Below are 21,836 nucleotides of genomic sequence, written 5' to 3'. Positions count from 1 at the left end.
CTCAACGCGCCTCGTTGCTGTGGGTGTCGATCGCCGGCGCAGTCTCGTTAACGGCTGGGTCTCGCGCGGCCGGAGGGTTCTGCGGCGTGTCCTGCGGGCCTGGGGCTTGCGGGGCGGGCTGCGACTGCAAGGGCTGCGATGGTTTCAGGAAGCGGTCGCGGTTGTCCGCCCAGACCTGGAGGCAGGCGGGATCGCGGGTCCCGGCCTCGCCGAGTTGCTGGCAGCGCTGCAGCTCGGCTTTGAGCGGGTCCAGGGACGTCTCGGTCACCGCGGCAACGCTGCGATAGAGCGGCGGTTCGTCCTTGCGGGAGAGTTCGATGGCCGTCGCCGTGATCGCAAAGGTCACGAAGCCGATGGCGCCGATACGCGCGAGAATTTTTCCGTCCATCGCCGCGCCCTCAGTTGCTGCCTGGGAACATCTGCGCGCTGCCGGGCTGGTAACCGGCGCCCGGGGTCAGGAAGCGGCGGCGCTGCTCGCGGCCCTGTTCGGCGGCGGCAGAGCGCTCGGCATCGGCGAGCGCTTGGGCCCTGCCATTAGCGGAGACGACGGCGGTGAGATCCGCGAGCTGCTGGGCCTGGAGCGCGAGAAGCTGGTTGCCGGCCTGCGTCGCCTGCAAGGCGCCTGTCGCACCCTGGCTCTGACCGACCAGCGCCGTCATCTGCGTCCGGTTGGTATCGATGTTGCCGACGACGCCGGCCTGGACGCGCATCGCATCCTGCAGGCCCGAGACGGTGTTGTTCCAGCGTTCCTTCGCCTGCGCGACGAGCTGCTGATCGGACGCGCTCATCGGGGCGCTACTGGCTCCGTAGTTCGTGCGGAACGCCTGGTCGATGTTCTGGACGTTGTAGGCGATGCCCTGCGCCTCCTGCAGGAGCTGCTGGGTCCGCTGGACGGACTGCTGAAGCTGCTGGAGCGACGAATACGGCAGGCTTGCGAGGTTGCGGGCCTGATTGATCAGGGACTGCGCCTGGTTCTGCAGCGAGGTGATCTGGTTGTTGATCTGCTGCAGTGCCCGGGTCGCAGAGAGCAGGTTCTGGGCATAGTTGGTCGGGTCGTAGACGATCCATTGCGCCGAGGCCGGCGCTGTCAGCATCGGCGATACCGACAGCGGCATGGCGAGAATGGCGGCGGCGAGCGCCGCGCGGGGAACACGCAGATTCATGGCTGGCTCTCCAGGTTGGTGAGGTTGGGAATGAGGTCGGCCGCCCAATCGACGCCGCGATGGCGCAGCCAGGTCGCGAGGAAGCCCTCACGCCCATGTTCGGTGACGATGCGGTCGATGGCCGCCTGGTCGGTTTTGGACGACGCGGCGCAGAGCGCGAGTGCGACGTCGGCGAGGCCCAGCTCGAAGAGCCGATTGCCGCGGCGGCTCTGGCAGTAATAGTCCCGCTTGGGCATGGCCCTGGCGAGGATCTCGATCTGCCGGTCGTTGAGGCCGAAGCGCCGGTAGATCGCGGTGATCTGCGGCTCGATCGCTCGCTCGTTCGGCAAGAGAAGCCGCGTCTGGCAGCTCTCGATGATGGCCGGCGCGATCGCTGATCCGTCGATGTCGGAGAGGGACTGAGTGGCGAAGACGACGCTGGCGTTCTTCTTACGCAGGGTCTTGAGCCATTCGCGGAGCTGGCCGGCGAAACCCTCGTCGTCGAGGGCAAGCCAGCCTTCGTCGACGATGATCAGCGTCGGCTCGCCGTTGAGCCGGTCCTCGATGCGGTGGAAGAGATAAGCGAGCACCGCCGGCGCCGCGGCCGTCCCGATCAAGCCTTCGGTCTCAAAGGCCTGGACGGTGGCGACACCGAGCTGCTCGCTCTCTGCGTCGAGGAGCCGGCCGTAGGGGCCGCCGACGCAGTACGGCCGCAGCGCCTGCTTCAGATCGTTTGACTGCAGCAGCACCGACAGGCCGGTCATCGTGCGCTCGACCGTGGGCGCGCTGGCCAGCGACGACAGCGCCGTCCAGATCAGCTCCTTGACCTCGGGCGTGACCTGGATGGTTTCGCGCATCAGGATGGCGACGATCCAGTCAGCGGCCCAGGCGCGTTCGGCCGCCTCGTCGATCCGGGAGAGCGGCTGAAGCGCGACGCTGTCGGCCGAGCCCTCGGTCAGGCCGCCGCCGAGATCGTGCCAGTCGCCGCCCATGGCGATGGCGGCGGCGCGGATCGAACCGCCGAAGTCGAAGGCGAAGACCTGCGCGCCGGCGTAGCGGCGGAATTGCAGCGCCATCAGCGCCAGCAGCACGGACTTGCCGGCGCCGGTTGGGCCGACCACCAGGGTGTGGCCGACGTCGCCGACATGGATGGAGAACCGGAACGGGGTGGACCCTTCGGTCTTGCCGTACAGCAAGGGGGGCGCACCAAAGTGCTCATCCCGTTCCGGCCCCGCCCACACGGCGCTCAGAGGGATCATGTGGGCGAGATTGAGCGTCGAGATCGGCGGCTGACGGACGTTGGCGTAGACGTGGCCCGGCAGCGAACCGAGCCAGGCGTCGGCCGCGTTGATCGTCTCGGGCATCGCGGTGAAGTCGCGGCCCTGGATAACCTTCTCGACGAGACGGAGCTTTTCCGACGCGACGCGGGGATCGTTGTCCCAGACGGCGATCGTGGCGGTGACATAGGCCTGACCGGCATAGTCCGCGCCGAGTTCCTGCAGCGCCAGATCGGCATCGGCGGCCTTGTTGGCGGCGTCGGTGTCGACGAGCGCGCTCGCCTCGTTGGTCATCACCTCCTTGAGGATCGCGGCGATCGACTTGCGCTTGGAAAACCACTGCCGCCGGATCTTGGTCAGCAGCTTCGTGGCGTCGGTCTTGTCGAGCAGGATCGCCCGCGTCGACCAGCGATACGGAAAGGCCAGCCGGTTGAGGTCGTCGAGAATGCCGGGTGTGGTCGCAGTCGGAAATCCGACGACGGTCAGGATGCGCAAATGCGCGTCGGCAAGGCGCGGCTCCAACCCGCCGGTGAGCGGTTGATCGGCGAGCAGCGCGTCGAGATACATCGGCGTCTCGGGAACGCGCACGCGATAGCGTTTCGTCGAGATGGTCGAGTGCAGATAGGTCAGTGTCTCGACATCATCGAGCCACCCGCACTCGGGCATGAAGGCCTCGACGAGCTGCAGGATGCGGTCGGTGCGATCGACGAAGCCGCGCAGCGCCTCCCAGGCGTCGACGCCGCGTTCGGTCTTGCCCTCGTAGAGCCAGCTTTCGGCGCGCGCCGCGTCTTCGGCCGGCGGCAGGAAGGCGAAGGTCAGGAAGTAGCTCGACTCGTAGTGGACCGCGTCCTCCTCGAAGTCGGCTTTGCGCTCGGCATCGACCATGGCGGAGGCCGCGTCGGGAAAGCGGCTCGCCGGATAGGCGCCGACGGCATGGCGCTGCGCTTCGACGAAGATCGCCCAGCCGCTGCCGAGACGGCGGAAGGCGCTGTTGAGGCGGCCCGCGACGGCGACCAGCTCGGCCTGCACGGCGGAATCAAGATCGGGTCCGCGAAAGCGCGCGCTGCGCTGGAAGGAACCGTCCTTGTTGAGGACGACGCCGGGCGCCACTAGCGCCGCCCAGGGAAGGAAGTCGGCGAGCCGGGTCGAGGTGCGGCGATATTCAGCGAGATTCATCATGGCGCGCCTCAGACGTTCAGGTGACCGGGGATGCGGAGATGCCGGCGACCGACGTCGACGAATTGCGGGTCGCGCTTGGCCGCCCAGACGGCGGCGAAATGGCCGATCGCCCAGAGACCGAGGCCGACCAGCCAGAGGCGAAGGCCGAGACCGAGAGCGGCGGCGAGCGTGCCGTTGAGGATGGCGATGGCCCGGGGTGCGCCGCCGAGCAGGATGTGCTCCGTCAGGGCTCGGTGGACCGGGACGGTGTAGCCCGGCACGTCGCCGCCGCTCTCGATCAGACCCGCCATCAGACGAGCGCTCCGCCGCCGAACGAGAAGAACGACAGGAAGAAGCTCGACGCGGCGAAGGCGATCGACAGGCCGAAGACGATCTGGATCAGGCGGCGGAAACCGCCCGACGTGTCGCCGAAGGCCAGCGTGAGGCCGGTGACGATGATGATGATCACCGCGATGATCTTGGCGACCGGTCCCTCGATGGATTCGAGGATCGATTGCAACGGCGCTTCCCACGGCATGGAGGACCCGGAAGCGTGTGCGGCCGGGGCCAGCAGGACGCTGGTCAAGAGGACGGATGCGGCGGTTGCCGCATGGCGACGGAAATGCAGGGCTCGGCGGATCATGCGGGTTCTCCTTTGGGGGACTGGGCTGGAGGCTGGGTTGCGGGGCGGACGCGGTAGTCGCCGTCGGGGCTGAGCCCTTCGACGCGACCGAGCTCGGCCAGGCGCCGGGTCGAGCCGCGGCCCGAGAGGACCGCGACGACGTCGATCGTCTCGGCGATCAGCGCGCGCGGGACGGTGATGACGGCTTCCTGGATGAGCTGCTCGAGGCGCCGTAGCGCGCCGAGTGCGGTGCCGGCGTGGATGGTGCCGATCCCGCCGGGATGGCCGGTGCCCCAGGCCTTGAGCAGGTCGAGCGCTTCGGCGCCGCGTACCTCGCCGATTGGGATGCGGTCGGGACGAAGGCGCAGCGAGGAGCGCACCAGATCGGAAAGCGTCGCGACGCCGTCCTTGGTCCGCATGGCGACCAGGTTCGGCGCGGTGCATTGCAGCTCGCGGGTGTCCTCGATCAGCACCACGCGGTCGGAGGTCTTCGACACCTCGGCGAGCAGCGCGTTGGTGAGTGTCGTCTTGCCGGTCGAGGTGCCGCCGGCCACCAGGATGTTGCGGCGATCGGCGACGGCCTGGCGCAGGATCTCGTCCTGCTCGGCCGTCATGACGCCGGCCGCGACATAGTCCTCAAGCGTGAAGACTGCGACGGCGGGCTTGCGGATCGCGAAGGCGGGTGCGGCGACGACGGGCGGCAGCAGGCCCTCGAACCGTTCCCCCGTTTCCGGCAGCTCGGCCGAGACACGGGGGTTGCCGGCGTGAACTTCGGCGCCGACATGGTGTGCGACCAGCCGCACGATGCGCTCGCCGTCGGCGGCGGAGAGCCGCTCACCGGTGTCGGACAATCCCTCAGACAGCCGGTCGACCCAGAGACGGCCGTCGGGGTTGAGCATCACCTCGACGACGCTGGCGTCTCCAAGGAAACCGGCGATGGCGGGGCCGAGTGCGGTCCGCAGCATGCGGGCCCCGCGAAGTATCGCCTCAGATTTCTCGGAAGATACGGCCACGGCGTCCCCGTTCTTTGCGGGACCGCGTCAGGCCGCCCCTGGATCGGGGATGATTAAGAGAACCGGAAATCGGTCCTCGGCAATAGGTTGTTTTGCTTGTCGTACTGTGGCGTACGAAGACAGGCATTCGGCGGAATCGCCCAATACTTGTGATGCCTCAATCGGTGCTTATTGCGCGTCGCGCGCGGGTCGATGTCGCGGATCGGAAAAGCGTGGAGGGACCGCGGCCCTGAGCGGGCGTCCTGGGGATTGCTCCATGGATCACGACGTTCACCTAGGATTGTTCACAAGGTGCCAACGCACCTCGCCAATACTCCACCAATGCCTCCGAAAGATCCGCTGCAAAGTCGGTCTGCAGCGCGGCCAACTCAGGGGAAATGTTGGTCTGGCCGGAAGTGGACGATTGCCATAGACCGACGGTGAGCGCGTAGGTTCGCGTCAGCAATTTGAGGCCGCGCCCTGGCGTCAGCGCCAGTTCGCGGTCGACCAGCGCGCCGCCAGCACTCAGCCATTCGTGAAACGTCTGCTTGGCCGCGATCAGAGCTTCGATCTCCAGCTTAAGTTCGAGCGTCGATCGAAGCGCGTCCAGCCGCAACAACTCGCGATGGCCGTCCAGATGCGTCACATAGGCAGATAGAAACGCTTCGACCGCGTTGTTTCCGCCGGTCGCGGCCGGCGGAAAGGTGTGATCGACCAACTTCAAAACCCGGCCCCAGCCCTCCAGCAAAAGCACCGCGAAAATCGTCTCCTTGGTCGGGAAATAGAGGTACACAGTCCCTTTGGCGAGGCCGGCAGCGGTCGCGATATCGGCGACAGACGGCAGGTCGCCATGCCCTTGGCGGAACAATTCGGTCGCGGCCGCAAGGATCACCTCGCGGCGCTCCTCCTTGTCTTCCCGGCCGTAAGCCCGTTTAGCGATTCCCATGTCGTGTCGCCGCCTGGAATATCCGGTAAGAAAGTTTTGCTCTGACGTGACGGGAGAACAAGCCTCCGATCGAGGTGCTCAATTGATTAAGCCGACCGGCAATGATGCTCGATTTGCCGGTGAACAGAGCGTCGAGGCCGATTTGCGCGACCTTGTCGGTCGAGAGCACGGAACGCCGCATCCCATCGGGTATGTCGAGGCCGGACACCGCCCCGAAACCGGTGTCCATGATGCCTGGCGACAGCACCGTCACGCCAATTGTCGGCGCAAGCTCGACGTGCAATGCCTCACCCAGCGATAGGACATAGGCCTTGGCGGCGGCATAGGCCGCCATCAGGGGCGTTGGAGAGTAAGCGCCGACGCTGGCGACGAGCAGGATTTTGCCGCTCCCGCGAGAGGCCATCTGCCTGCCGATCAACAATGTCAGTTCTGTGAAACTGACAATATCCAGCTGAAGCATCTCGTTGAGCCGAACTGCATCGCTCTCGATGAATGGTCCGGAGACCCCAAAGGCCGCGTTATTGACGAAGACGTTCGGTTGTAGGCCGTGCGCTGATAGACGATCGACGAGCGCCGCCGCACTTCCGGCTATAGAGAGGTCGATCGGTTCCACCGTGACCTGACAACCATGCTGTTGGCTCAGCCTTGCCGCGACACTATTCAGCACATCCTCACGTCGAGCCGTGAGGACCAAATTGTAACCTCGGCCCGCAAGGTCGCCAGCTATCGCTTCCCCCAATCCGCCCGACGCACCGGTGATCAGTGCCCATTGTCTTTCCATCGCGCAAACCTCAAATGACTACTGGTCATATATAATGACTAGCGGTCATTTTGGTGGTTTTCAATGAGCATCTGCGAATCGAGGCAGGGATCGCTGAGGAATTGAGTCGGACAGGCGTGGAGGACGCGGCGACGCTGGCGCGCACAATAACGGCTTCGGCGCACGGCATTTCGCAGAGAATCCAGGAACCGGATCTGATGCGGGCCGCCATCGAGCTGGTGTGCCGTTGTCTGATCAAGTCGCAATCATACGATAACTGACGCGTTCTCGAGAGTCGTGCTTCTCGGAAGCTGGACCACCCAAAGGGACACGATCATATATCCTGTGTCGCAATCGACAATGAAGTAAGTTTAGACCGTGTATCCGAAAATATAGCTTGATGCAGCTTGCATGCGCACCGCGTCCTTGAAAGGCGAAATCCCGAACAATCTGGAATATTCGCGACTGAATTGCGATGCACTTTCGTATCCCACTGCAAATGCTGCCTGAGTGGTATCAGAACTCGTCACGAGCATTCTTCGGGCTGCCTGCAGCCGCAAGGTTTTCTGGTATTGCAGGGGGCTCAAGGATGTCACCTCCTTGAAATGGCGATGGAACGATGGAACGCTCATTCCTGCAACTGCTGCCAGCTCTTCGGTACGCAGTTTTTGACCGAGATTCCGCCGGATCCACTCGACCGAGCGTCGAATATTTGTAGTGCCGTTTCCCTGGCGAATTGCCCGTCGCAGCATGGAGCCGTGTCCACTTTGCAGCAAGCGGTATAGAACCTCGCGTTCACGGCCCGGACCGAGCGCCCCTATGTCTTCCGGTCTGTCCAGCAGCGCCAGCAAAGCATCCAGTGCGCCCAACAGATCGGTAGTGGCCTGTTCGACGCCGAATCCTGTGCGGATGCCTTTCTCTGCCGGATCCGGCGCGACCTCGCTGGCAAGACTTGCCAACGTGTCCTGGTTGAGCATCAGCGCCACCGCGATGTAAGGTCTTTCCGCATCAGCATCGAGTATGCAGCCCATCGCTGGCAACTCGATCGTTGAGGCAAAGCAGCTTGCGGCTTCGAAGCGCAGGACTCTTCCGCCGATCAATACCTCCTTCGCGCCCTGCACGACCACGCAGATCATCGGATCGCACAGGCTCATTGTCGGAATTGTCCTCTGCGCCAAAACCGCCAAGAAAAGGTTGGGGATCGCGGTAATGCCGTCCGGACCAGGCGCGTGGTTAAGAACGCGCCCGCGCATACGTTTGAGAAGATCTTCCATCCGCACAATCATACATCACCTATCGGCCCGCGGAAAGGCACCTGATAGGATTAGGCAAAGATCAGAGAGCTTCTGGAAGGCAAATTTCGCCTGCGGCCCCTAATTTCCTCGAAAGCGAAACTAGGATTGTCAAACGACAAGGAGCTCGGCGATGACGTTCGTAAAGCGCACATTGGGCAAGGAAGGCCCTGAAGTCTCGGCCCTCGGCTTGGGCTGCATGGGCATGTCGGAATTCTATGGTCACAGCGACCGCGAGGCAGCGCTTGCCACGATCGCTGCCGCCCTGGAGGCAGGCATCACGCTTCTCGACACGGGCGACCTCTATGGCATGGGGCACAATGAAATGTTGCTGGCCGAAGCTCTGCGCGGCAAGCGGGACAAGGCTTTCATTCAGGGCAAGTCCGGTGCGCAACGCGGCCCGGACGGGGCGTTCCTGGGCATCGACGCGCGCCCTTATTCGGTCAAGACCGCGTTGGCCTATAGCCTCCGGCGTCTGGGGACCGACTATGTCGATCTCTATCAGACGGGACTGGATCCCGCCGTGCCGATCGAAGAAACGATTGGCGCGATCGGAGATCTTGTTGCGCAAGGCTATGTGCGGCACGTCGGCATTACCAATGTCGACGCCAATACGATCCGGCGGGCACATAAGACGCACAGGATCACCGCGTTGCAGTTCGAGTACGGCCTGATGTCGCGAGACATCGAGCGTGAAGTCCTGCCGCTCTGCCGCGAGCTCGGAATTGGGATCACGGCCTATGGAGTGCTGGGCAGAGGCCTGCTTACTGGCAGCAAGGGCAGCGGCGAAGGCGACTTCCGCAACATCCTGCTTCCGCGTTTTCAGGGCGAAAATCTTACCCGAAATGAACGGCTGGCGGCGACGCTGGCGATAGTCGCCCGAAACGAAGGCATCACGGCAGCTCAAGCAGCGATCGCATGGGTCGCCAGCCAAGGCGCAGATATCATTCCTCTCGTCGGCGCGCGCACTGTCGATCGGCTAACCGAAGCACTGGCGTCGCCCTTGCAGTTAACCGAGGAAGCCCTCTTCGAAATCCAAAAGGCCGTTCCCGAGGATGCTGTTGCAGGTGAGCGCTTTATGGTCGCGCACTAATCAGCCGTGTCAGTGATACTGGGTGCGCGTCGGGCGCCTGCGTGGGTCATGACAATGATGATCTGCTGAAGACAGTCATCAGAGCATCTTCTAGCGGGGAAATCGGCGGGAACCGACGTGCCCACCATGGGACTAAACTGGTGGCAGCGTAGGATGCGGCGTATACGAACCCTATCTTTCGACCGCGTTTGTGCGGGTGTCGATAGACGGGGGCAGATCCTCGGAAATCTCCTGCCGTAGCTTCGGGCCCTTGGCGAGTCTGCGCCCAAGCGCCGCGACGAAGGCGTCGTAGCGCTCGCCGGCCTGGGCGCGTGCCGCGGCCTGCGCCGGCTCGGGAAGCGGCGGATTGGTGGTCAGCCAGAAACGGACGAACACGGCGAGCATCTCGACCGAGATGCCGACGTCGCGCTCCATCCGCGTCATGCGCCGGTCGAGTTGGTCGAGGCGCTTGGTGGTCGCCGCCTCCTGACGCTCGGCGGCGTCCGGCGACAGGAAGGATGCGATCGCCGCCTCGGCGATCAGCGAGCGCGATTGGTCTCGGCGCGCCGCATGGGCGGCGAGCGCCTTCATGACCTCGGGTTCGAGATAGACCGACAGGCGCTGTTTCTTCGAAGGATTGGCCATGGGCGCCTCACAGCTCCATGCCGTCGTTCGGATCGAGCGAGACCTGGCGCGCGACGCCCTGCATGATCTGGTTGGCGCGGCTGATCCGGGCGGTGTCGTCATCGGCCTCGTCGTCGAAGCCGCCATCGAACTCGTTTTCGATCGTTGCCTTCTTCTCGACGGACGCGGCGCGGGTCAGCTCGGGCTGGTGGCGCCGTTCCGATCCGGTCGGATCTTCATCTCCGGCGTCCACAGCAGCGACCACGCCGGCCAACACGATGCTCGCCGGTGGGGCCGGAAGCGGCAGCCTGCTCCAATCGTCCTTTCCCGGCTGCGTCGGCCTGGTGAGCACCGGTGGCGCCATGATGCGGCCCTTGAAGCGGCGATCCTCATAGTAGCGGGCCTTCTTCGCGCGGATCGGCGGTGTGCCCGCGACCATGACGATCTCGTCGGCGGGCGGAAGCTGCATGATCTCGCCCGGCGTGAGCAGCGGCCTCGCGGTTTCCGAGCGCGACACCATCAGGTGGCCGAGCCAGGGCGAGAGACGATGGCCGGCATAGTTGCGCATGGCGCGCATCTCGGTCGCGGTGCCAAGCGCGTCGGAGACGCGCTTGGCGGTCCGCTCGTCGTTGGTCGCGAAGCTGACGCGGACGTGGCAGTTGTCGAGGATCGAGTTGTTCGGGCCGTAGGCCTTTTCGATCTGGTTCAGCGACTGCGCGATCAGGAAAGCCTTCAGGCCGTAGCCCGCCATGAAGGCGAGCGCGGATTCGAAGAAGTCGAGCCGGCCGAGCGCCGGGAATTCGTCGAGCATGAGGAGCAACCGGTGCCGGTTGCCCTTGGCGTTGAGATCCTCGGTCAGGCGCCGGCCGATCTGGTTGAGGATGAGCCGGATGAGCGGCTTGGTCCGGGCGATGTCCGACGGGGGCACGACCAGGTAGAGGCTGGTCGGCTGCCGGGCGCCAACGATGTCGGCGATGCGCCAGTCGCAGCGGCGCGTCACCTCGGCGACGACGGGGTCGCGATAGAGGCCGAGGAACGACATGGCGGTTGAAAGCACGCCGGAGCGCTCGTTGTCGGATTTGTTGAGCAGCTCGCGCGCCGCCGACGCGATCACCGGATGCGGCCCGCTCTCCCCGAGATGGGCGGTCTTCATCATTGCCGCCAAGGTGGACTCGATCGGCCGCTTCGGATCGCTGAGGAAGGCCGCGACGCCGGCGAGCGTCTTGTCCTCCTCGGCGTAGAGGACATGAAGGATCGCGCCGACCAGAAGCGCGTGGCTGGTCTTCTCCCAGTGGTTTCGCTTTTCGAGACTGCCTTCCGGGTCGACCAGGATGTCGGCGATGTTCTGCACGTCGCGGACCTCCCACTCGCCGCGACGCACCTCGAGCAGCGGATTGTAGGCCGCCGACTTCGCATTGGTCGGATCGAAGAGCAGCACGCGGCCGTGCCGCGCGCGGAAGCCGGCGGTCAGCGTCCAGTTCTCGCCCTTGATGTCGTGGATGATCGCCGAGCCCGGCCAGGTGAGCAGCGACGGCACGACCAGGCCGACGCCCTTGCCGGACCGGGTCGGCGCGAAGCACAGCACATGCTCGGGTCCGTCGTGCCGAAGATAGGCGTGGTCGAACTTGCCGAGCACCACGCCGTACTCGCCGAGCAGACCCGCACCGCGCACTTCGTAATGGCGGGCCCAGCGCGCCGAGCCGAAGGTCTCGGCGTTCTTCGCTTCCCGTGCCCGCCACACCGACATGCCTATGGCGACGGCGATCGACACGAAGCCGCCGGACGCCGCGATATAGGCGCCCTCGACGAAGATCGGCGGCGCATAGGCGTCATAGAAGTACCACCAGGGAAAGAAGGACCACGGATAATAGATCGGCCAATGACCGAGCATGAACCAAGGCGGTCCGAGCTGGGCTTGGAAACCGAGCTTGTAGGCCGTCCATTGCGTGGCGGCCCATGTCGTCAACAGGACGATGGCGAAGACGGTGAGGATCTGGCCCCAGAGGATCTTGGTGGCGGACATGGCGGGGTCCTTTCGCTTGGGATGGTGGTCAAAGGCCGAGCCCCCGCTGGCGGCCGAAGCTCCAGTCGACGCCGCCGTCGCTTCGGGCGACGCCGGAGACGTGACGGCCGAGCTGCTTTTCGATTGATGGCGTCCAGGGCACGAGGCTGAAGCCGAGCCCGTCGTCGATCATGGCGAAGCGGCCGCTCGCGAGGTTCAGCCGCCGCTGATAGGTGCCGGTGACATATTCGCCGGACTCCGGCTTGACCTGGGGACGCCCGGTCTCGGCGGCGATGCGTTCGCCGACGGCCGCCACCTCGCGACGCCGCAGCGTGTCGACCAGACCGGGCTGGAAGCTGACGCCGCGCTTCTGGCGTTCGGCGAGGCCTTGGCCGACGAGATGTTCGGCGCGTCGGTCCATGGCGTCGCGCACTTGGGCACCGAAGCCGCCGCCCAGCGCCGCCGGCTCGCGGGCGATATTCTGCCGGTCGAGCCAGGTGGCGCCGGTCGCGGTCACTTGCCGCTCGATGTCGAGGTCGGAGCGCACCGCGATCGCCACGCGGCGCTGGCCGCGCGCGTCGTCGAATTTTCGAAGCTCGACGATCGAACCCGGCGCGCTGTCGCCGGCCGCGTCGAGATCGGGCAGCTTGATGTGGTGGGTGCGGCCGTCGACCCCGTCGACGACGGCGAAGGCCGTGCCCTTTAGCTCGTCGTCGAGGCCGCGGGCGACCAGGCGGCCGATGACCGGATCGCTGAGGCTTTCCGACGCCAGCACATAGCTCGCCGCGCCGCGCTCGATGCCGCGTTCGGTCAGGCCGTGATGGATGCGCTTGATGATGTCGCCGCGTTCGCCGAGCTCGCGCAGCGTCGCCTCGGCCTTATCCGAGATCGTCCACTGACCGGGGCCGATCTCGTCGGCAAGCCCCAGTCCTTCGAGCTTGCGCAGGCGCCCGACCTTCAGCGCGTGGAATTCGTCCGGCTGCCGATCGGCATGTGGCGCGAGATCGATGACACCAGTGCGATAGGCATCGCGGGCGAGCTGGCGATCGAGGTTGGTCCAGCGGTCGGCGTCGATCTGGCGTTCCAGCGCCTGCCGGATCTCCTGATCGGTGCGCGGCCCCAGCTCCTGGGTGATCAGGTCGCGTGCCCGGTCGCGCATGCCCTCCTTTATATAGTCGCGCGAGATGACCAGGTTCTCGCCGTCATCACGGACGCCGCGCACGATCAGGTGGACATGCGGATGCTCGGTGTTCCAGTGATCGACCGCGACCCATTCGAGCCGCGTGCCGAGATCCTTCTCCATCTGGCCGACCAGCTCGCGGGTGAAGCCCTTGAGGTCGGACATCTCCAGCGCGTCGTCCGGCGAGACGATGAAGCGGAAATGGTGGCGGTCGTCCTCTGACCGCTCCGCAAAATCCTTGGCGTCGACGTCATCGCCGCCCGGGCCGAACAGCCGGGCCTTCTCCCCGTCGCGGGTGACACCGTCGCGGCGAAGATAATCAAGATGCGTCGAGAGCGGGGCGGATCGGCCGGCGTGACGGACGACGCGCGCCTTGATGACCGCGCCGCGCGAACGCGCGGTGATGAGGCGGTTCGCCTGGATCGAGGCGCGCTGGCCGCGCCCGAACCGGGACCGCGCGCCGGACCCGATCTTCCCTTGCCGGGAGACGCTGCCGCCGGCGCGCTGGGCGGCCGCCAATGCCTGGGCGATGAAGGGCCGCGCCCGTTGCGCGCTGGTCGAGCGGATGCGGCCTGGCCGGATGCGGAATTCGTACTCGTCGGTCATGACGAAGCCCCCGCACATCGCGCCAACGCGATGATATTCTTGAATAATGCGCCGACGCGCAGGCTGCGCCGATCAGGCGCACCTCGCGAAGTCGCGCCATAACCCCTTGAAAAAGCACAACCGAACAGAAGCGCACATCGCGCCCCTTTATCCTGCCATCGTGCGGTTGTGCTTGCGGTTCTCCCTCCCAACGCCCTCCAAGCTGCGCTGGGGTTCGCTATGCTGCGATTGACGGGTGAGAGGGTCATCGCGGGCCTGCAGCCTCCCGCCGGGAGACGAACAGGCCGCCGGTCGGGTTCGCGTTCGCCGCCGCATCGCGCGGTGGAGCCGCCGTGTCGTCGTCACGCGACTGCGCCTCCGCCTGCGCCGGACCTGCGCCAGGACCGCGATCCGCAGCGCCGATGAAGAGCGGCGCGCGCGTCCATGCCAGCGGGTCGGCGGCGACGGCGACGACGGCCGGAGACGCGTCGTCACCGCCGACAAGGGGTGCGAGCTGGGCGACATAGGCGCGCGTCTCGGCCGGCAATGGACGGCCATTGGCGAGATATTCGTCGTACCGCCCAGGCCCTGCATTGTAGGCGGCGAGAAAGCCCGGCGTGCCGTAACGATCATAGAGTTCGCGCATATAGCCGGTGCCCGCGATGATGTTGTCGCGGGGATCAAACGGGTCGCTGCCGAGCCGATACCGGGCGCGCAGATAGGCCCAGGTATCGGGCATGAGCTGCATCAGTCCCATCGCGCCTTTGGGCGAGACGGCGCGCACGTCGTTGGCGCTCTCGACGCGCATGAGCGCGCGAATCCAGGCGAAGGGAATGCCGAAGCGCTGCGAGGCCTCCGTCACGAAGACGGCAAATGGCGCGCTCGCCTGGACTGGAACCGGTGGCACGGCCTGAGCCTGCACCGGCGACGTTGGCGCGGCGGCGAGCGGCAGGCCGGAAAGGAGAAGGAGGAGCAGCCGGTGGGCGGCACGGGACTTCCGCATGCCGCCCCGGTGTTGCTGCGATCGATGCGGCGCGCGCACCGATCAGTCCTCCTTGCGCGGCTTGGCGGGGCGCGACCAGTGCAGGCCCCACGCGGAGTTGTCGTCGCCCGAGCGGAAGAGATTGGCGCGCAGAGGACGCGGTAACAACGGGCTGTCGAGCTGCACGGAGACGTAGTCGCCGGCACGCTCACCGACATGCTTCCAGCCAGCGCCGATCTCGATGCCTTCGTCACCGCCGAGCAGGACGCGGTAGTCCGGCGCGTTCTCGGCTTCGGACGGCTCGGCCGGGACGAAGGCGAGTTCGGTGTCGATGCCGAGCGCGGTGAGCCGCCCGGAATAGCCGGACTTGGTGCGAGTGAATTGGCCGATCTGAGTCATGGTCGTCTCCTTCGGTTGGGGGTGGAAGCGGCAGTTCAGCGGGTCGGCGCGCGCCACACGTAGCGGCCGTCGCCTTGCTCATCGGTCCAGAGCGGCGTTGCCCGGCCGATCACGTCGCTGGTCGGCAGCGGGCCGAAATAGCGGCCGTCGAGGCTGTCGCGGACCGACCAGTTCATCAGGAAAAGTTCGCCCTCGGCGATGCGGCGGCAGCCCTGCCAGGCGGGCAGCGAGCGGCCGAGATGGTCGCGATCGAGCGCGTCGCCCATCGGCACGCCGTCGACGGTGATCGCATGATCGCGGCGGCAGACCTGTTGGCCGGGCACGCCCGCGACCCGCTTCATTAGTGGCACGCCGCGGCCGATATAGCCGCGCTCGACTATGAAGGCGGCGAGCGGTTCGGGCGCGCGAACGGCGACGAGATCGGTGACCTCGAACCGGTCGGCCGGCGCGATGCTGTAGAGCCCGATCGGCGTGCTGGCCGACGCGTTCCAGATCAGCTTTTTCGGGAAATCGACGAAGGCGGCGATCGCCATTCCCATGGTCAGCATGTAGGTGACCATGACGTAGCCGAAGCGGCTCATGATCCGGCCCCTCGACGCAGGAGGAAGGCCTTGTGGTGCTGGGCCGTGTAGGATCGCGGCTGTTCGTCGGCGCTCATCCTGTTGTGGACGTGCCGCCAATGATCGGGCGAGACATCGCTGGGATCGATGCCGATCGCCTCGATCGCATCGACCATCTGCAGAACGCGCTCGACCTTGGGCCAGCCTTCGACCTTGAGCAGGATGTCGCCGCCAGGACGCACGAAGGGCACGGTCTGCTGCGGCTCGCCGGCGCGGACAGTGCGCAGCACGTCGAGATGCGAGGCGATGGTGCCGTAGTCGTTGGCGGCCCAGCGCACGAAGCCCAACACGCTGTCCGGCGCGAAGCGCAGCACGCGCCGACGGCGGTCGAGGATCTGTTCGCCCACCACGCGGCCGAACCTGAGCCAGTTCTCGATACGCTTCTCGATCCAGGTGAGTTCGACCTCGGTCAGGTCGTGGGGCGGCGGCGCGGCCGGTCTCGGCTCGCCGCGCGCATGGATGGCGGCGGCGCCGGTCATGTCGCGTCTCCAGCGCTCTCAGGGAATTCGCGCGCGAGCAGCTCGCGCAGCATGTCGGCCACGGTGACGCCGCGCTGGAAGGCGGCGATCTTGATGCGGGCGCGCTGGTCCGGCGTGACGTCGATCGTCAGCCGTGCCGAGTGGATCGCAGCGTCGGGCGCGCGTGTCGCAGGCGCATCGGCGGCCCTGATCCACGTCTCCGCATCGCCGGGCCGGGTGGCGAAGCCGCGCTTCGGAGGCGTCGCGGTCATGGCGCGATCCTCCCGATCTCGGTGACGAGCGCGGCGATCTCGCGCGCGGCGGCGCTGTCGCTGTCGAGTTCGTTGACCAACCGTCCGGTCTGCGCGGTGTCGGCAAAGGCGACGCGCTGGCCGATCCTGGCGGCGAGCAGCGGCGGGTCATGGTCGGCGAGCGTCTCGGCCGTCTCGCGGGCGATGACAGTGCGCGCGGCGCAGCGATTGAGGACGAAGCGCGCCACGAGCTGCGGGCGATAGATGCGGGCCNGCGCGGTGTCGGCAAAGGCGACGCGCTGGCCGATCCTGGCGGCGAGCAGCGGCGGGTCATGGTCGGCGAGCGTCTCGGCCGTCTCGCGGGCGATGACAGTGCGCGCGGCGCAGCGATTGAGGACGAAGCGCGCCACGAGCTGCGGGCGATAGATGCGGGCCTCGCCGAGCAGCGACAGCGCCTCGGCCGAGGCCCAGCCGTCGAAGGGCGATGGCTGCACCGGGATCAGCACCAGGTCGGCCGCGAGCAGCGCCGAGCGCATCAGCCCAGCGACACGCGGCGGCCCGTCGATGATGACATGATCGACGCCACGGGCGATCTCCGGCGCCTCGCGATGCAGGGTGTCGCGCGCCAGGCCGACGACGCCGAAGAGCCGAGGCAGGCTTTCCCGCGCCCTCTGCTGCGACCAGTCGAGCGCCGAGCCCTGCGGGTCCGCATCGACGAGTGTGACGCGCTGGCCACGCTTAGCCCATTCGCCGGCAAGATGGAGCGCGATCGTCGTCTTGCCGACGCCGCCTTTCTGGTTGAGCAGCGCGACGATCATGACGGTCTCTCGGCGATCGGGGACTCGTCCACACGCCGCGAAAAAGCGGTTTGCGTTAGAAAGATTCCGAAGGAATCTAGGTTAGAGAAGTTACGGGGCTCGCAAGTTGCTGATTTAGCGAGCGGATTCGACGATTCCGGTCCCTGATAGCACGAGGATCGGGTCCTCGATGGCACGATGGGTCCGGTCCCTGATAGCACGAGACGATTCACAGCTTATCCCCAGGGCGCTTGGTCGAGCGGCGGCGCTGGCGAGGAATGCCGAGCGCGTGCGGATCGATGGGTTTGAAGGAGAGGATTTCGGGACCGCCGAGGCACTGCTCGATGGTCAGGCGATAGCCCGGCAGCGGCTGGCGGCGGACGATGTCGCGCAGGTCGTAGGCGAAGTGCTTGAGCGGCGAGAGCGAGCCGGACTTGGCGTGGAGATGCGGGAAATCGAAGCTCCAGCCGAACTCCTGCTTACCGCCGTGCTTGCGCACCAGGCGATAGAGCCAGCGCTCCAGGCCGCCCGTCAGGCCGAAATAGTCGCGGTCGATGGTCAGTACGAGCGCGTCGTCGAGAACGGCAGCGTAGAACCAGTCCGGCACGATGAGCTCGAGGCCGAGTGGCCGGCCTTTGCCGTCGGCGCGCTCCTTCCACTCGTTGATCCAGGAGAAGCGGTGCAGCCGCCGCTCGGTCGGCTGGCGGATCGACGTCGCCACCGTCGTCGACTGGAGTCGGTCGAGCGCGGCTTTCAATCGGTCGTAGTCGCGCAAGCTGACGCCGCGGCCGATGAACTGCAGAATTTCGTAGGGGGTGGTCGCCATCAGGCGCGACGGCCGCAGGCCGTGATCGCGCGCCTCGACGATCTGGGAGGCGGCCCAGATCAGCACGTCGGCGTCCCAGATGGTGGCCATGCCGTGCTCGGGGACGGCTTCGACGCGGATGACGATCGAGCCCGCCTTGAAGTCGATCGGCGCCAGCCGCTTCGACTTGCCGAGCGCGAAGAACGGGTACGCCATCAGGTCCTGCGCGTCGCGCGGCGCGAGATCGCCGGGCAGCGCCCGGAAGAGATCGAGCTGCTCGCGTTCGCTGTGGTGATGGCGCGCCGACATCGTGAGGAGGTCAGCGCGGGAAGCGGCCAGCAGCGGTAGGAGCGGCCGCCTGGCGCTTTGCCGGAAGGACGGTCCCGCCGCGCGGATCGGAGGTCGAAGTGACGAGACCGCGATCCGCCCAGGTCTGGAGGTCGTCGACCGAATAGACGACGCGGCCGCCGAGCTTCCGATAGGTCGGGCCCGTGCCGTAGGTGCGATGTTTTTCGAGTGTGCGTTCGGAAAGGCCGAGGAAGCGGGCCGCCTCCTGCGTTCTTAGGTATCGTGGCGGTAGATTGGCGGCTTTTTCGGCCATGATCGAACCTCCGTAGTCTCGCGGGAGGCCGCTGCGAACGAGCGGCGGGTTGCGAGCACGGTGGCGCGAAGACGGCGCCTCGGACGATGTCGAAGTAAGGAAGCTAAATTCGACACCCGGGCGGGTGTCAGCGTTCGCGTCGGGGACGGCGCAGCAGCGCCCGGTATCCGCCGCGAACGAGCTTCACGCCGTCGCGGGCGAGACGAATGGTGGTTTCGCGAATGGCGCTGCCAACCCACGACGTCGCGTCGTTCTCATGCTGGGGGAAAAGAAACTGGGCGATGGCCCGGTAGGTGGCGCCCGTCTCGCGGGCGTCGACTGCGCGTAACATCTGTCGCGCCCGTTGAAGCCGCTGGGGCGTCATGCGCGGGTCCGCCGGCACCGCTCGGCCTGTCGCGGCTGACCAGAACCGGCCCAACGCCGTCAGGCGGTCCGGTGTCATCTCGTCGAGCGGGATCACCGCGGCGAGCGCGTCGCCTTCCATCGAACCGGAAAGGCTGACATCGAAACGCTCGCCGTGAAGGTTCAGCCGCAGAAGCGCTGCTTCGCGGTCTCGGACAGCGTGAGCCCGAAGATCGTCAACGGTGAGATGAGAACCTTCGGACAGGGCGGGACCGCTTTGGAGGATGATCGCCGCCGGATCGGTTTGCGGGGTCCAGAAGATCGGCTGCGCGAGCCCCGTGATGCGTGGGTCTGCTGCGAAAACATAACCCCCATTGCTGGGCAAACGCCGTCGCTGTTTCGTCTGTCAATCGCCCGGAGGATAATAGTCGCTGAAAGGCCGTCCTGTAATCCTGGTTTCGCCGCAGGAATTCCCAGGCAAGTTCGCTTGTCGTAAGCTGATCAATATAGTCATAGGCGGCCTCAGACCGCCAACTTTCTTCCTTGGACATGCTCCGACGCCTCCGCGCAAATGTTACGCAACGCGAGTTGTGAAGCGATGACGATTCCAAGTTGAGTCATTGCTGGGAAGAACGAAGTCGGATCTACGTGATGCAACTTCTGCATCACCTCAATGGAGGCGGCGGCCAAGAAGCTCGGCGTAGCCGCTTTGAGTCATCCATTTGGCGCGCGAGAGATGAGCGGTGTGGACGCGCGCGGCGCGCTCCGGATCGGTTTTGGCACAGATTCCGAAGAGCGTTTCGACAACGTCTTTCCAGTTCGCTCCGTCAGCGTCAGCGTCGAGAAGGCGCAGATAAAGCTTCAGATGCGCCCGGTCATAGGCGGTGAGCGCTGCGCCGTCAGGCGGCTGGTCCAGAAATTCTTCTTTGGTCACGGTATCCCCCATCGATAGATGTATCCATTTTGAAGGGGATTGTTAACGCTGTTTTGAGAACAGAGGCTATCGCCAGACTGCGGACATAACGGCGCAGCGGGGTGATTGTCCGCCGATGCGTCAGTCGTCTCTCTTCCCGTTGACAAGCATCACTCCCACACCTTGGTCGGAGTTCAGGAAGACGATACCGCCACGCTCGAACGCACGCCGGACTTCATCGCGCGTGCTCTCATAGACCTCGAGGCCGCTTTCGGACTCGAGGCGCTTGAGCGCGGTCAAAGATACCCGGGCCCGGTCAGCGAGCGTCTCCTGTGTCCAACCCAGCAACGCGCGTGCGGCCCGCGATTGTCGGGCGGTGATCATGCATGATCACCTCCCACTCGGACCTACGCGAACGCCAGAACTACGACTATAATAGTCGCTCTAAGGGGCCGAGGCCAGCTTTAAGAGCCTCGGCGGTCGTCACTTGAATCGATGCGGTGCGAACTGATTCGGTCGTTGGTAGGACGAAGGCCCCGGCCTGTTCGGCCGGGGCCTTGCGCGGGGCCTCAGTCGCCGCGCCGCCCGTTGGGGCGGGACCAGATCAGCGAGAAGGTATCTTCGCCTTCGTCGTCGAAGAGATTGGCGTAAATCGGGGCGTTGAAGCTCGGATCGTCGAGCTTGAGGCCCAGATAGTCGCGCCCCTCGTTGGAGCGCTTGGACCAGGCGGCGCCGATCTCGGCGCGGCCGACCAGGACCCGGTGGCTGGGAGCGTTCTCGCCGGTGGCGCGCTGGTCTGGGACGATGCGCACGTTCTTGGCCTGGACGCTGAGGGTGACGATGTCGCCGGTGAACTCGTTCGAGCCGGTCTTCTTGAAGGTGCCGATGGTCGCCATTGTAAGTCTCCGTTTTCCGTTCCCGAGCCCGCACCATTGCGGCCTCGATGGCGATCGGCAGGTCGGAGGCGATCGACGGCGCACCCCTTCCTCGGGGTCCCCGATGCGCTTGCGCGTTGGGGTGGGGATGGGGCCTGACAGCTAAGGAGGGCTTTCTTGTCTCGCGAGGAATGCCGGACCCCCACCCCATGCGACAGGTCGCATGGGGTGGGGGTCCGGCAGGGGAAGAAAGTTTGACGCGGCTGTTGCGTCATAGGCGATCGAGGCGCAGCCGACCTTCGGCCAGATCAGGCCATTGAAGAGGCCGTTTGGAGCGGTCGAGGCACGGTCAGGGAACGGAGAAGATGGCGGCCGTCCCGCATCGGCAAACCGGCGCCACGACATGCTCACCGGGTTCGTCTCCTTCCGCCAGGCCGACGCTGCTGCATCCTGGCCTTCCGCCGCCACCAAGGAGATTGCCGCGCCGGATGTCCGGTGCCCGGTAAGACACGGCTCTGCTGCCGCAACGCTCCAGCGAGGACCGCTTTTACGGGCCCAGCGTCGATCCGCGCCGCGCACGCCCATCGCTCCGACTTGAGACGACGCGGGCGACCACACCCACTGTTACCCTGATCCTCCTGACGGCGATGACGAAGATCAGGCCCGTGCAAGATCCCGGCTGGACGGGGCCGGTGCCGCCATTCCAGCGACCCGTACGAAGGCGGTGATGCCGACCGCGATCGCGCCGATGACGGAGAACGTGATCTGCCACGCGTCGGACGGCATGAGGTGCTTCACGATGCCATGGGTGGCATGGAAGCCGGCGATCGCCGCGGGCGCGATGAAGGCTGCGGCCACGATCAGCTTCAGCCACATAGGCCGGACGAAGGTGATGAGCAGATGCCCGACGGCGAGCGTGATGGCGGCCGCGACGGCGCCGACCAGGATGGCCCCGAGGATGCCGGTGCCGGTGCCGTGCGCCCAAGCGCCCGCGGTCACACCGACGAACGCCGGCAGCGCGAAAACGGCCAGCGTGAACAGCAGCCAGCAAAGCAGGCCTATCGCTGCGAGGGATGCAAGTATTGCGAGGATGATCATGGTGGTGGCCTCCGTATGGACAAGGTCTGACGGTCGCGCCTTC

Annotated in this window: 28 protein-coding genes; 2 read left to right on the top strand and 26 right to left on the bottom strand. The window is 65.9% G+C overall.

The genetic code is table 11. From position 1 onward, the window contains the following. Position 1: 1 nt before the first annotated feature. From trbK-alt to AC58EF_RS24460, 8 genes are all read right to left on the bottom strand, one after another. Positions 2-388 carry a putative entry exclusion protein TrbK-alt gene (gene trbK-alt, locus AC58EF_RS24495; protein WP_497279065.1) on the bottom strand — a complete coding sequence of 129 codons (387 nt, stop codon included), beginning with the start codon at positions 386-388 and terminating at the stop codon, positions 2-4. Positions 389-398: 10 nt separating this feature from the next. Beyond that, the gene (trbJ, locus tag AC58EF_RS24490) at positions 399-1,163 is read right to left on the bottom strand and encodes a P-type conjugative transfer protein TrbJ (protein ID WP_497279064.1); all 765 of its coding nucleotides are present in this window, start codon (positions 1,161-1,163) and stop codon (positions 399-401) included. Further along, on the bottom strand, positions 1,160-3,598 hold the full coding sequence (gene trbE / locus AC58EF_RS24485; protein WP_497279062.1) for a conjugal transfer protein TrbE: 2,439 nt from the start codon (positions 3,596-3,598) through the stop codon (positions 1,160-1,162). Before trbE ends, trbJ begins: the two co-directional genes overlap by 4 nt. Positions 3,599-3,606: 8 nt before the next feature. Next, positions 3,607-3,888, bottom strand: coding sequence for a VirB3 family type IV secretion system protein (locus AC58EF_RS24480; protein ID WP_008125099.1), 282 nt, complete (start codon positions 3,886-3,888; stop codon positions 3,607-3,609). Then, positions 3,888-4,220, bottom strand: coding sequence for a TrbC/VirB2 family type IV secretion system protein (locus tag AC58EF_RS24475; protein WP_497279060.1), 333 nt, complete (start codon positions 4,218-4,220; stop codon positions 3,888-3,890). Before AC58EF_RS24475 ends, AC58EF_RS24480 begins: the two co-directional genes overlap by 1 nt. Continuing rightward, positions 4,217-5,164, bottom strand: a complete 948-nt coding sequence (gene trbB / locus AC58EF_RS24470) for a P-type conjugative transfer ATPase TrbB (protein WP_497279058.1) — start codon at positions 5,162-5,164, stop codon at positions 4,217-4,219. Before trbB ends, AC58EF_RS24475 begins: the two co-directional genes overlap by 4 nt. A gap of 322 nt (positions 5,165-5,486) precedes the next feature. Next, a complete protein-coding gene (locus AC58EF_RS24465) occupies positions 5,487-6,137 on the bottom strand; it encodes a TetR/AcrR family transcriptional regulator (protein WP_497279057.1) in 651 nt (216 codons plus the stop codon). Then, positions 6,124-6,918 carry an SDR family NAD(P)-dependent oxidoreductase gene (locus AC58EF_RS24460; RefSeq protein ID WP_497279056.1) on the bottom strand — a complete coding sequence of 265 codons (795 nt, stop codon included), beginning with the start codon at positions 6,916-6,918 and terminating at the stop codon, positions 6,124-6,126. Before AC58EF_RS24460 ends, AC58EF_RS24465 begins: the two co-directional genes overlap by 14 nt. Before the next feature lie 50 nt (positions 6,919-6,968). Between AC58EF_RS24460 and AC58EF_RS24455 the strand changes: the two genes are divergently transcribed. After that, a complete protein-coding gene (locus tag AC58EF_RS24455) occupies positions 6,969-7,178 on the top strand; it encodes a hypothetical protein (RefSeq protein WP_497279054.1) in 210 nt (69 codons plus the stop codon). Between the two features lie 90 nt (positions 7,179-7,268). On the opposite strand, the gene AC58EF_RS24450 is transcribed toward AC58EF_RS24455, so the two are convergent. Beyond that, positions 7,269-8,171: an AraC family transcriptional regulator gene (locus AC58EF_RS24450; RefSeq protein ID WP_497279052.1), complete on the bottom strand. Its 903-nt coding sequence runs from the start codon at positions 8,169-8,171 to the stop codon at positions 7,269-7,271. Between the two features lie 151 nt (positions 8,172-8,322). Between AC58EF_RS24450 and AC58EF_RS24445 the strand changes: the two genes are divergently transcribed. Next, a complete protein-coding gene (locus tag AC58EF_RS24445) occupies positions 8,323-9,282 on the top strand; it encodes an aldo/keto reductase (protein WP_497279051.1) in 960 nt (319 codons plus the stop codon). Between the two features lie 171 nt (positions 9,283-9,453). On the opposite strand, the gene AC58EF_RS24440 is transcribed toward AC58EF_RS24445, so the two are convergent. The 17 genes from AC58EF_RS24440 to AC58EF_RS24360 form a co-directional block, all read right to left on the bottom strand. After that, the gene (locus AC58EF_RS24440; RefSeq protein WP_497279050.1) at positions 9,454-9,906 is read right to left on the bottom strand and encodes a ribbon-helix-helix protein, CopG family; all 453 of its coding nucleotides are present in this window, start codon (positions 9,904-9,906) and stop codon (positions 9,454-9,456) included. Positions 9,907-9,913: 7 nt separating this feature from the next. Next, the gene (locus AC58EF_RS24435) at positions 9,914-11,908 is read right to left on the bottom strand and encodes a conjugal transfer protein TraG (RefSeq protein ID WP_497279048.1); all 1,995 of its coding nucleotides are present in this window, start codon (positions 11,906-11,908) and stop codon (positions 9,914-9,916) included. 28 nt (positions 11,909-11,936) lie between these two features. After that, positions 11,937-13,673: a relaxase/mobilization nuclease domain-containing protein gene (locus AC58EF_RS24430; RefSeq protein ID WP_497279078.1), complete on the bottom strand. Its 1,737-nt coding sequence runs from the start codon at positions 13,671-13,673 to the stop codon at positions 11,937-11,939. A 244-nt stretch (positions 13,674-13,917) separates the two neighbouring features. After that, complete coding sequence (locus tag AC58EF_RS24425) at positions 13,918-14,655, bottom strand: lytic transglycosylase domain-containing protein (protein ID WP_497279046.1); 738 nt, start codon at positions 14,653-14,655, stop codon at positions 13,918-13,920. Between the two features lie 42 nt (positions 14,656-14,697). Continuing rightward, entirely contained in the window at positions 14,698-15,033 is a 336-nt protein-coding gene (locus AC58EF_RS24420; RefSeq protein ID WP_497279044.1) for a DUF736 domain-containing protein, read from the bottom strand. Between the two features lie 35 nt (positions 15,034-15,068). After that, the gene (locus AC58EF_RS24415) at positions 15,069-15,614 is read right to left on the bottom strand and encodes a S26 family signal peptidase (RefSeq protein WP_497279042.1); all 546 of its coding nucleotides are present in this window, start codon (positions 15,612-15,614) and stop codon (positions 15,069-15,071) included. After that, on the bottom strand, positions 15,611-16,132 hold the full coding sequence (locus AC58EF_RS24410) for a DUF2840 domain-containing protein (RefSeq protein WP_497279041.1): 522 nt from the start codon (positions 16,130-16,132) through the stop codon (positions 15,611-15,613). The genes AC58EF_RS24415 and AC58EF_RS24410 overlap by 4 nt, the downstream gene beginning before the upstream one ends. Beyond that, entirely contained in the window at positions 16,129-16,383 is a 255-nt protein-coding gene (locus AC58EF_RS24405; RefSeq protein ID WP_497279040.1) for a ribbon-helix-helix protein, read from the bottom strand. The genes AC58EF_RS24410 and AC58EF_RS24405 overlap by 4 nt, the downstream gene beginning before the upstream one ends. Next, positions 16,380-17,180, bottom strand: coding sequence for a ParA family partition ATPase (gene parA, locus AC58EF_RS24400; RefSeq protein WP_497279039.1), 801 nt, complete (start codon positions 17,178-17,180; stop codon positions 16,380-16,382). The genes AC58EF_RS24405 and parA overlap by 4 nt, the downstream gene beginning before the upstream one ends. Before the next feature lie 208 nt (positions 17,181-17,388). Continuing rightward, on the bottom strand, positions 17,389-18,273 hold the full coding sequence (locus AC58EF_RS24395) for a replication initiator protein A (RefSeq protein WP_497279038.1): 885 nt from the start codon (positions 18,271-18,273) through the stop codon (positions 17,389-17,391). Between the two features lie 10 nt (positions 18,274-18,283). Next, entirely contained in the window at positions 18,284-18,565 is a 282-nt protein-coding gene (locus AC58EF_RS24390) for a helix-turn-helix transcriptional regulator (RefSeq protein ID WP_104493678.1), read from the bottom strand. A gap of 127 nt (positions 18,566-18,692) precedes the next feature. Continuing rightward, complete coding sequence (locus tag AC58EF_RS24385; RefSeq protein ID WP_497279077.1) at positions 18,693-19,172, bottom strand: DUF2285 domain-containing protein; 480 nt, start codon at positions 19,170-19,172, stop codon at positions 18,693-18,695. Further along, on the bottom strand, positions 19,144-19,458 hold the full coding sequence (locus tag AC58EF_RS24380; protein ID WP_497279036.1) for a transcriptional regulator domain-containing protein: 315 nt from the start codon (positions 19,456-19,458) through the stop codon (positions 19,144-19,146). The genes AC58EF_RS24385 and AC58EF_RS24380 overlap by 29 nt, the downstream gene beginning before the upstream one ends. 119 nt (positions 19,459-19,577) lie before the next feature. Further along, the gene (locus AC58EF_RS24375; RefSeq protein WP_497279035.1) at positions 19,578-19,841 is read right to left on the bottom strand and encodes a DNA -binding domain-containing protein; all 264 of its coding nucleotides are present in this window, start codon (positions 19,839-19,841) and stop codon (positions 19,578-19,580) included. A gap of 120 nt (positions 19,842-19,961) precedes the next feature. After that, positions 19,962-20,204, bottom strand: coding sequence for a helix-turn-helix domain-containing protein (locus AC58EF_RS24370; RefSeq protein ID WP_497279034.1), 243 nt, complete (start codon positions 20,202-20,204; stop codon positions 19,962-19,964). Between the two features lie 185 nt (positions 20,205-20,389). Next, the gene (locus AC58EF_RS24365) at positions 20,390-20,716 is read right to left on the bottom strand and encodes a DUF736 domain-containing protein (protein WP_008125143.1); all 327 of its coding nucleotides are present in this window, start codon (positions 20,714-20,716) and stop codon (positions 20,390-20,392) included. 636 nt (positions 20,717-21,352) lie between these two features. After that, positions 21,353-21,793, bottom strand: coding sequence for a hypothetical protein (locus tag AC58EF_RS24360; protein ID WP_497279033.1), 441 nt, complete (start codon positions 21,791-21,793; stop codon positions 21,353-21,355). Positions 21,794-21,836: the final 43 nt, after the last annotated feature.

The organism is Sphingobium sp. WR1 (assembly GCF_059693745.1).
The sequence above is the reverse complement of the archived record's forward strand: the minus strand, read 5'-3'. Positions and strand labels throughout refer to the sequence as shown.

Excerpts from the sequence above, each read along its gene's own strand:
- AC58EF_RS24370 (WP_497279034.1), bottom strand. The coding sequence starts at position 20,204 with ATGATCACCGCCCGACAATCGCGGGCCGCACGCGCGTTGCTGGGTTGG.
- AC58EF_RS24390 (WP_104493678.1), bottom strand. The coding sequence starts at position 18,565 with ATGGCCGAAAAAGCCGCCAATCTACCGCCACGATACCTAAGAACGCAG.
- trbK-alt (WP_497279065.1), bottom strand. The coding sequence starts at position 388 with ATGGACGGAAAAATTCTCGCGCGTATCGGCGCCATCGGCTTCGTGACC.
- AC58EF_RS24415 (WP_497279042.1), bottom strand. The coding sequence starts at position 15,614 with ATGAGCCGCTTCGGCTACGTCATGGTCACCTACATGCTGACCATGGGA.
- trbJ (WP_497279064.1), bottom strand. The coding sequence starts at position 1,163 with ATGAATCTGCGTGTTCCCCGCGCGGCGCTCGCCGCCGCCATTCTCGCC.
- AC58EF_RS24440 (WP_497279050.1), bottom strand. The coding sequence starts at position 9,906 with ATGGCCAATCCTTCGAAGAAACAGCGCCTGTCGGTCTATCTCGAACCC.
- AC58EF_RS24405 (WP_497279040.1), bottom strand. The coding sequence starts at position 16,383 with ATGACCGCGACGCCTCCGAAGCGCGGCTTCGCCACCCGGCCCGGCGAT.
- AC58EF_RS24360 (WP_497279033.1), bottom strand. The coding sequence starts at position 21,793 with ATGATCATCCTCGCAATACTTGCATCCCTCGCAGCGATAGGCCTGCTT.
- AC58EF_RS24480 (WP_008125099.1), bottom strand. The coding sequence starts at position 3,888 with ATGGCGGGTCTGATCGAGAGCGGCGGCGACGTGCCGGGCTACACCGTC.
- trbE (WP_497279062.1), bottom strand. The coding sequence starts at position 3,598 with ATGATGAATCTCGCTGAATATCGCCGCACCTCGACCCGGCTCGCCGAC.
- AC58EF_RS24380 (WP_497279036.1), bottom strand. The coding sequence starts at position 19,458 with ATGTCCAAGGAAGAAAGTTGGCGGTCTGAGGCCGCCTATGACTATATT.
- AC58EF_RS24425 (WP_497279046.1), bottom strand. The coding sequence starts at position 14,655 with ATGCGGAAGTCCCGTGCCGCCCACCGGCTGCTCCTCCTTCTCCTTTCC.
- AC58EF_RS24420 (WP_497279044.1), bottom strand. The coding sequence starts at position 15,033 with ATGACTCAGATCGGCCAATTCACTCGCACCAAGTCCGGCTATTCCGGG.
- AC58EF_RS24465 (WP_497279057.1), bottom strand. The coding sequence starts at position 6,137 with ATGGGAATCGCTAAACGGGCTTACGGCCGGGAAGACAAGGAGGAGCGC.
- AC58EF_RS24475 (WP_497279060.1), bottom strand. The coding sequence starts at position 4,220 with ATGATCCGCCGAGCCCTGCATTTCCGTCGCCATGCGGCAACCGCCGCA.
- AC58EF_RS24445 (WP_497279051.1), top strand. The coding sequence starts at position 8,323 with ATGACGTTCGTAAAGCGCACATTGGGCAAGGAAGGCCCTGAAGTCTCG.
- AC58EF_RS24435 (WP_497279048.1), bottom strand. The coding sequence starts at position 11,908 with ATGTCCGCCACCAAGATCCTCTGGGGCCAGATCCTCACCGTCTTCGCC.
- AC58EF_RS24410 (WP_497279041.1), bottom strand. The coding sequence starts at position 16,132 with ATGACCGGCGCCGCCGCCATCCATGCGCGCGGCGAGCCGAGACCGGCC.
- AC58EF_RS24430 (WP_497279078.1), bottom strand. The coding sequence starts at position 13,673 with ATGACCGACGAGTACGAATTCCGCATCCGGCCAGGCCGCATCCGCTCG.
- AC58EF_RS24365 (WP_008125143.1), bottom strand. The coding sequence starts at position 20,716 with ATGGCGACCATCGGCACCTTCAAGAAGACCGGCTCGAACGAGTTCACC.
- trbB (WP_497279058.1), bottom strand. The coding sequence starts at position 5,164 with ATGCTGCGGACCGCACTCGGCCCCGCCATCGCCGGTTTCCTTGGAGAC.
- AC58EF_RS24450 (WP_497279052.1), bottom strand. The coding sequence starts at position 8,171 with ATGGAAGATCTTCTCAAACGTATGCGCGGGCGCGTTCTTAACCACGCG.
- AC58EF_RS24460 (WP_497279056.1), bottom strand. The coding sequence starts at position 6,918 with ATGGAAAGACAATGGGCACTGATCACCGGTGCGTCGGGCGGATTGGGG.
- AC58EF_RS24395 (WP_497279038.1), bottom strand. The coding sequence starts at position 18,273 with ATGTCGGCGCGCCATCACCACAGCGAACGCGAGCAGCTCGATCTCTTC.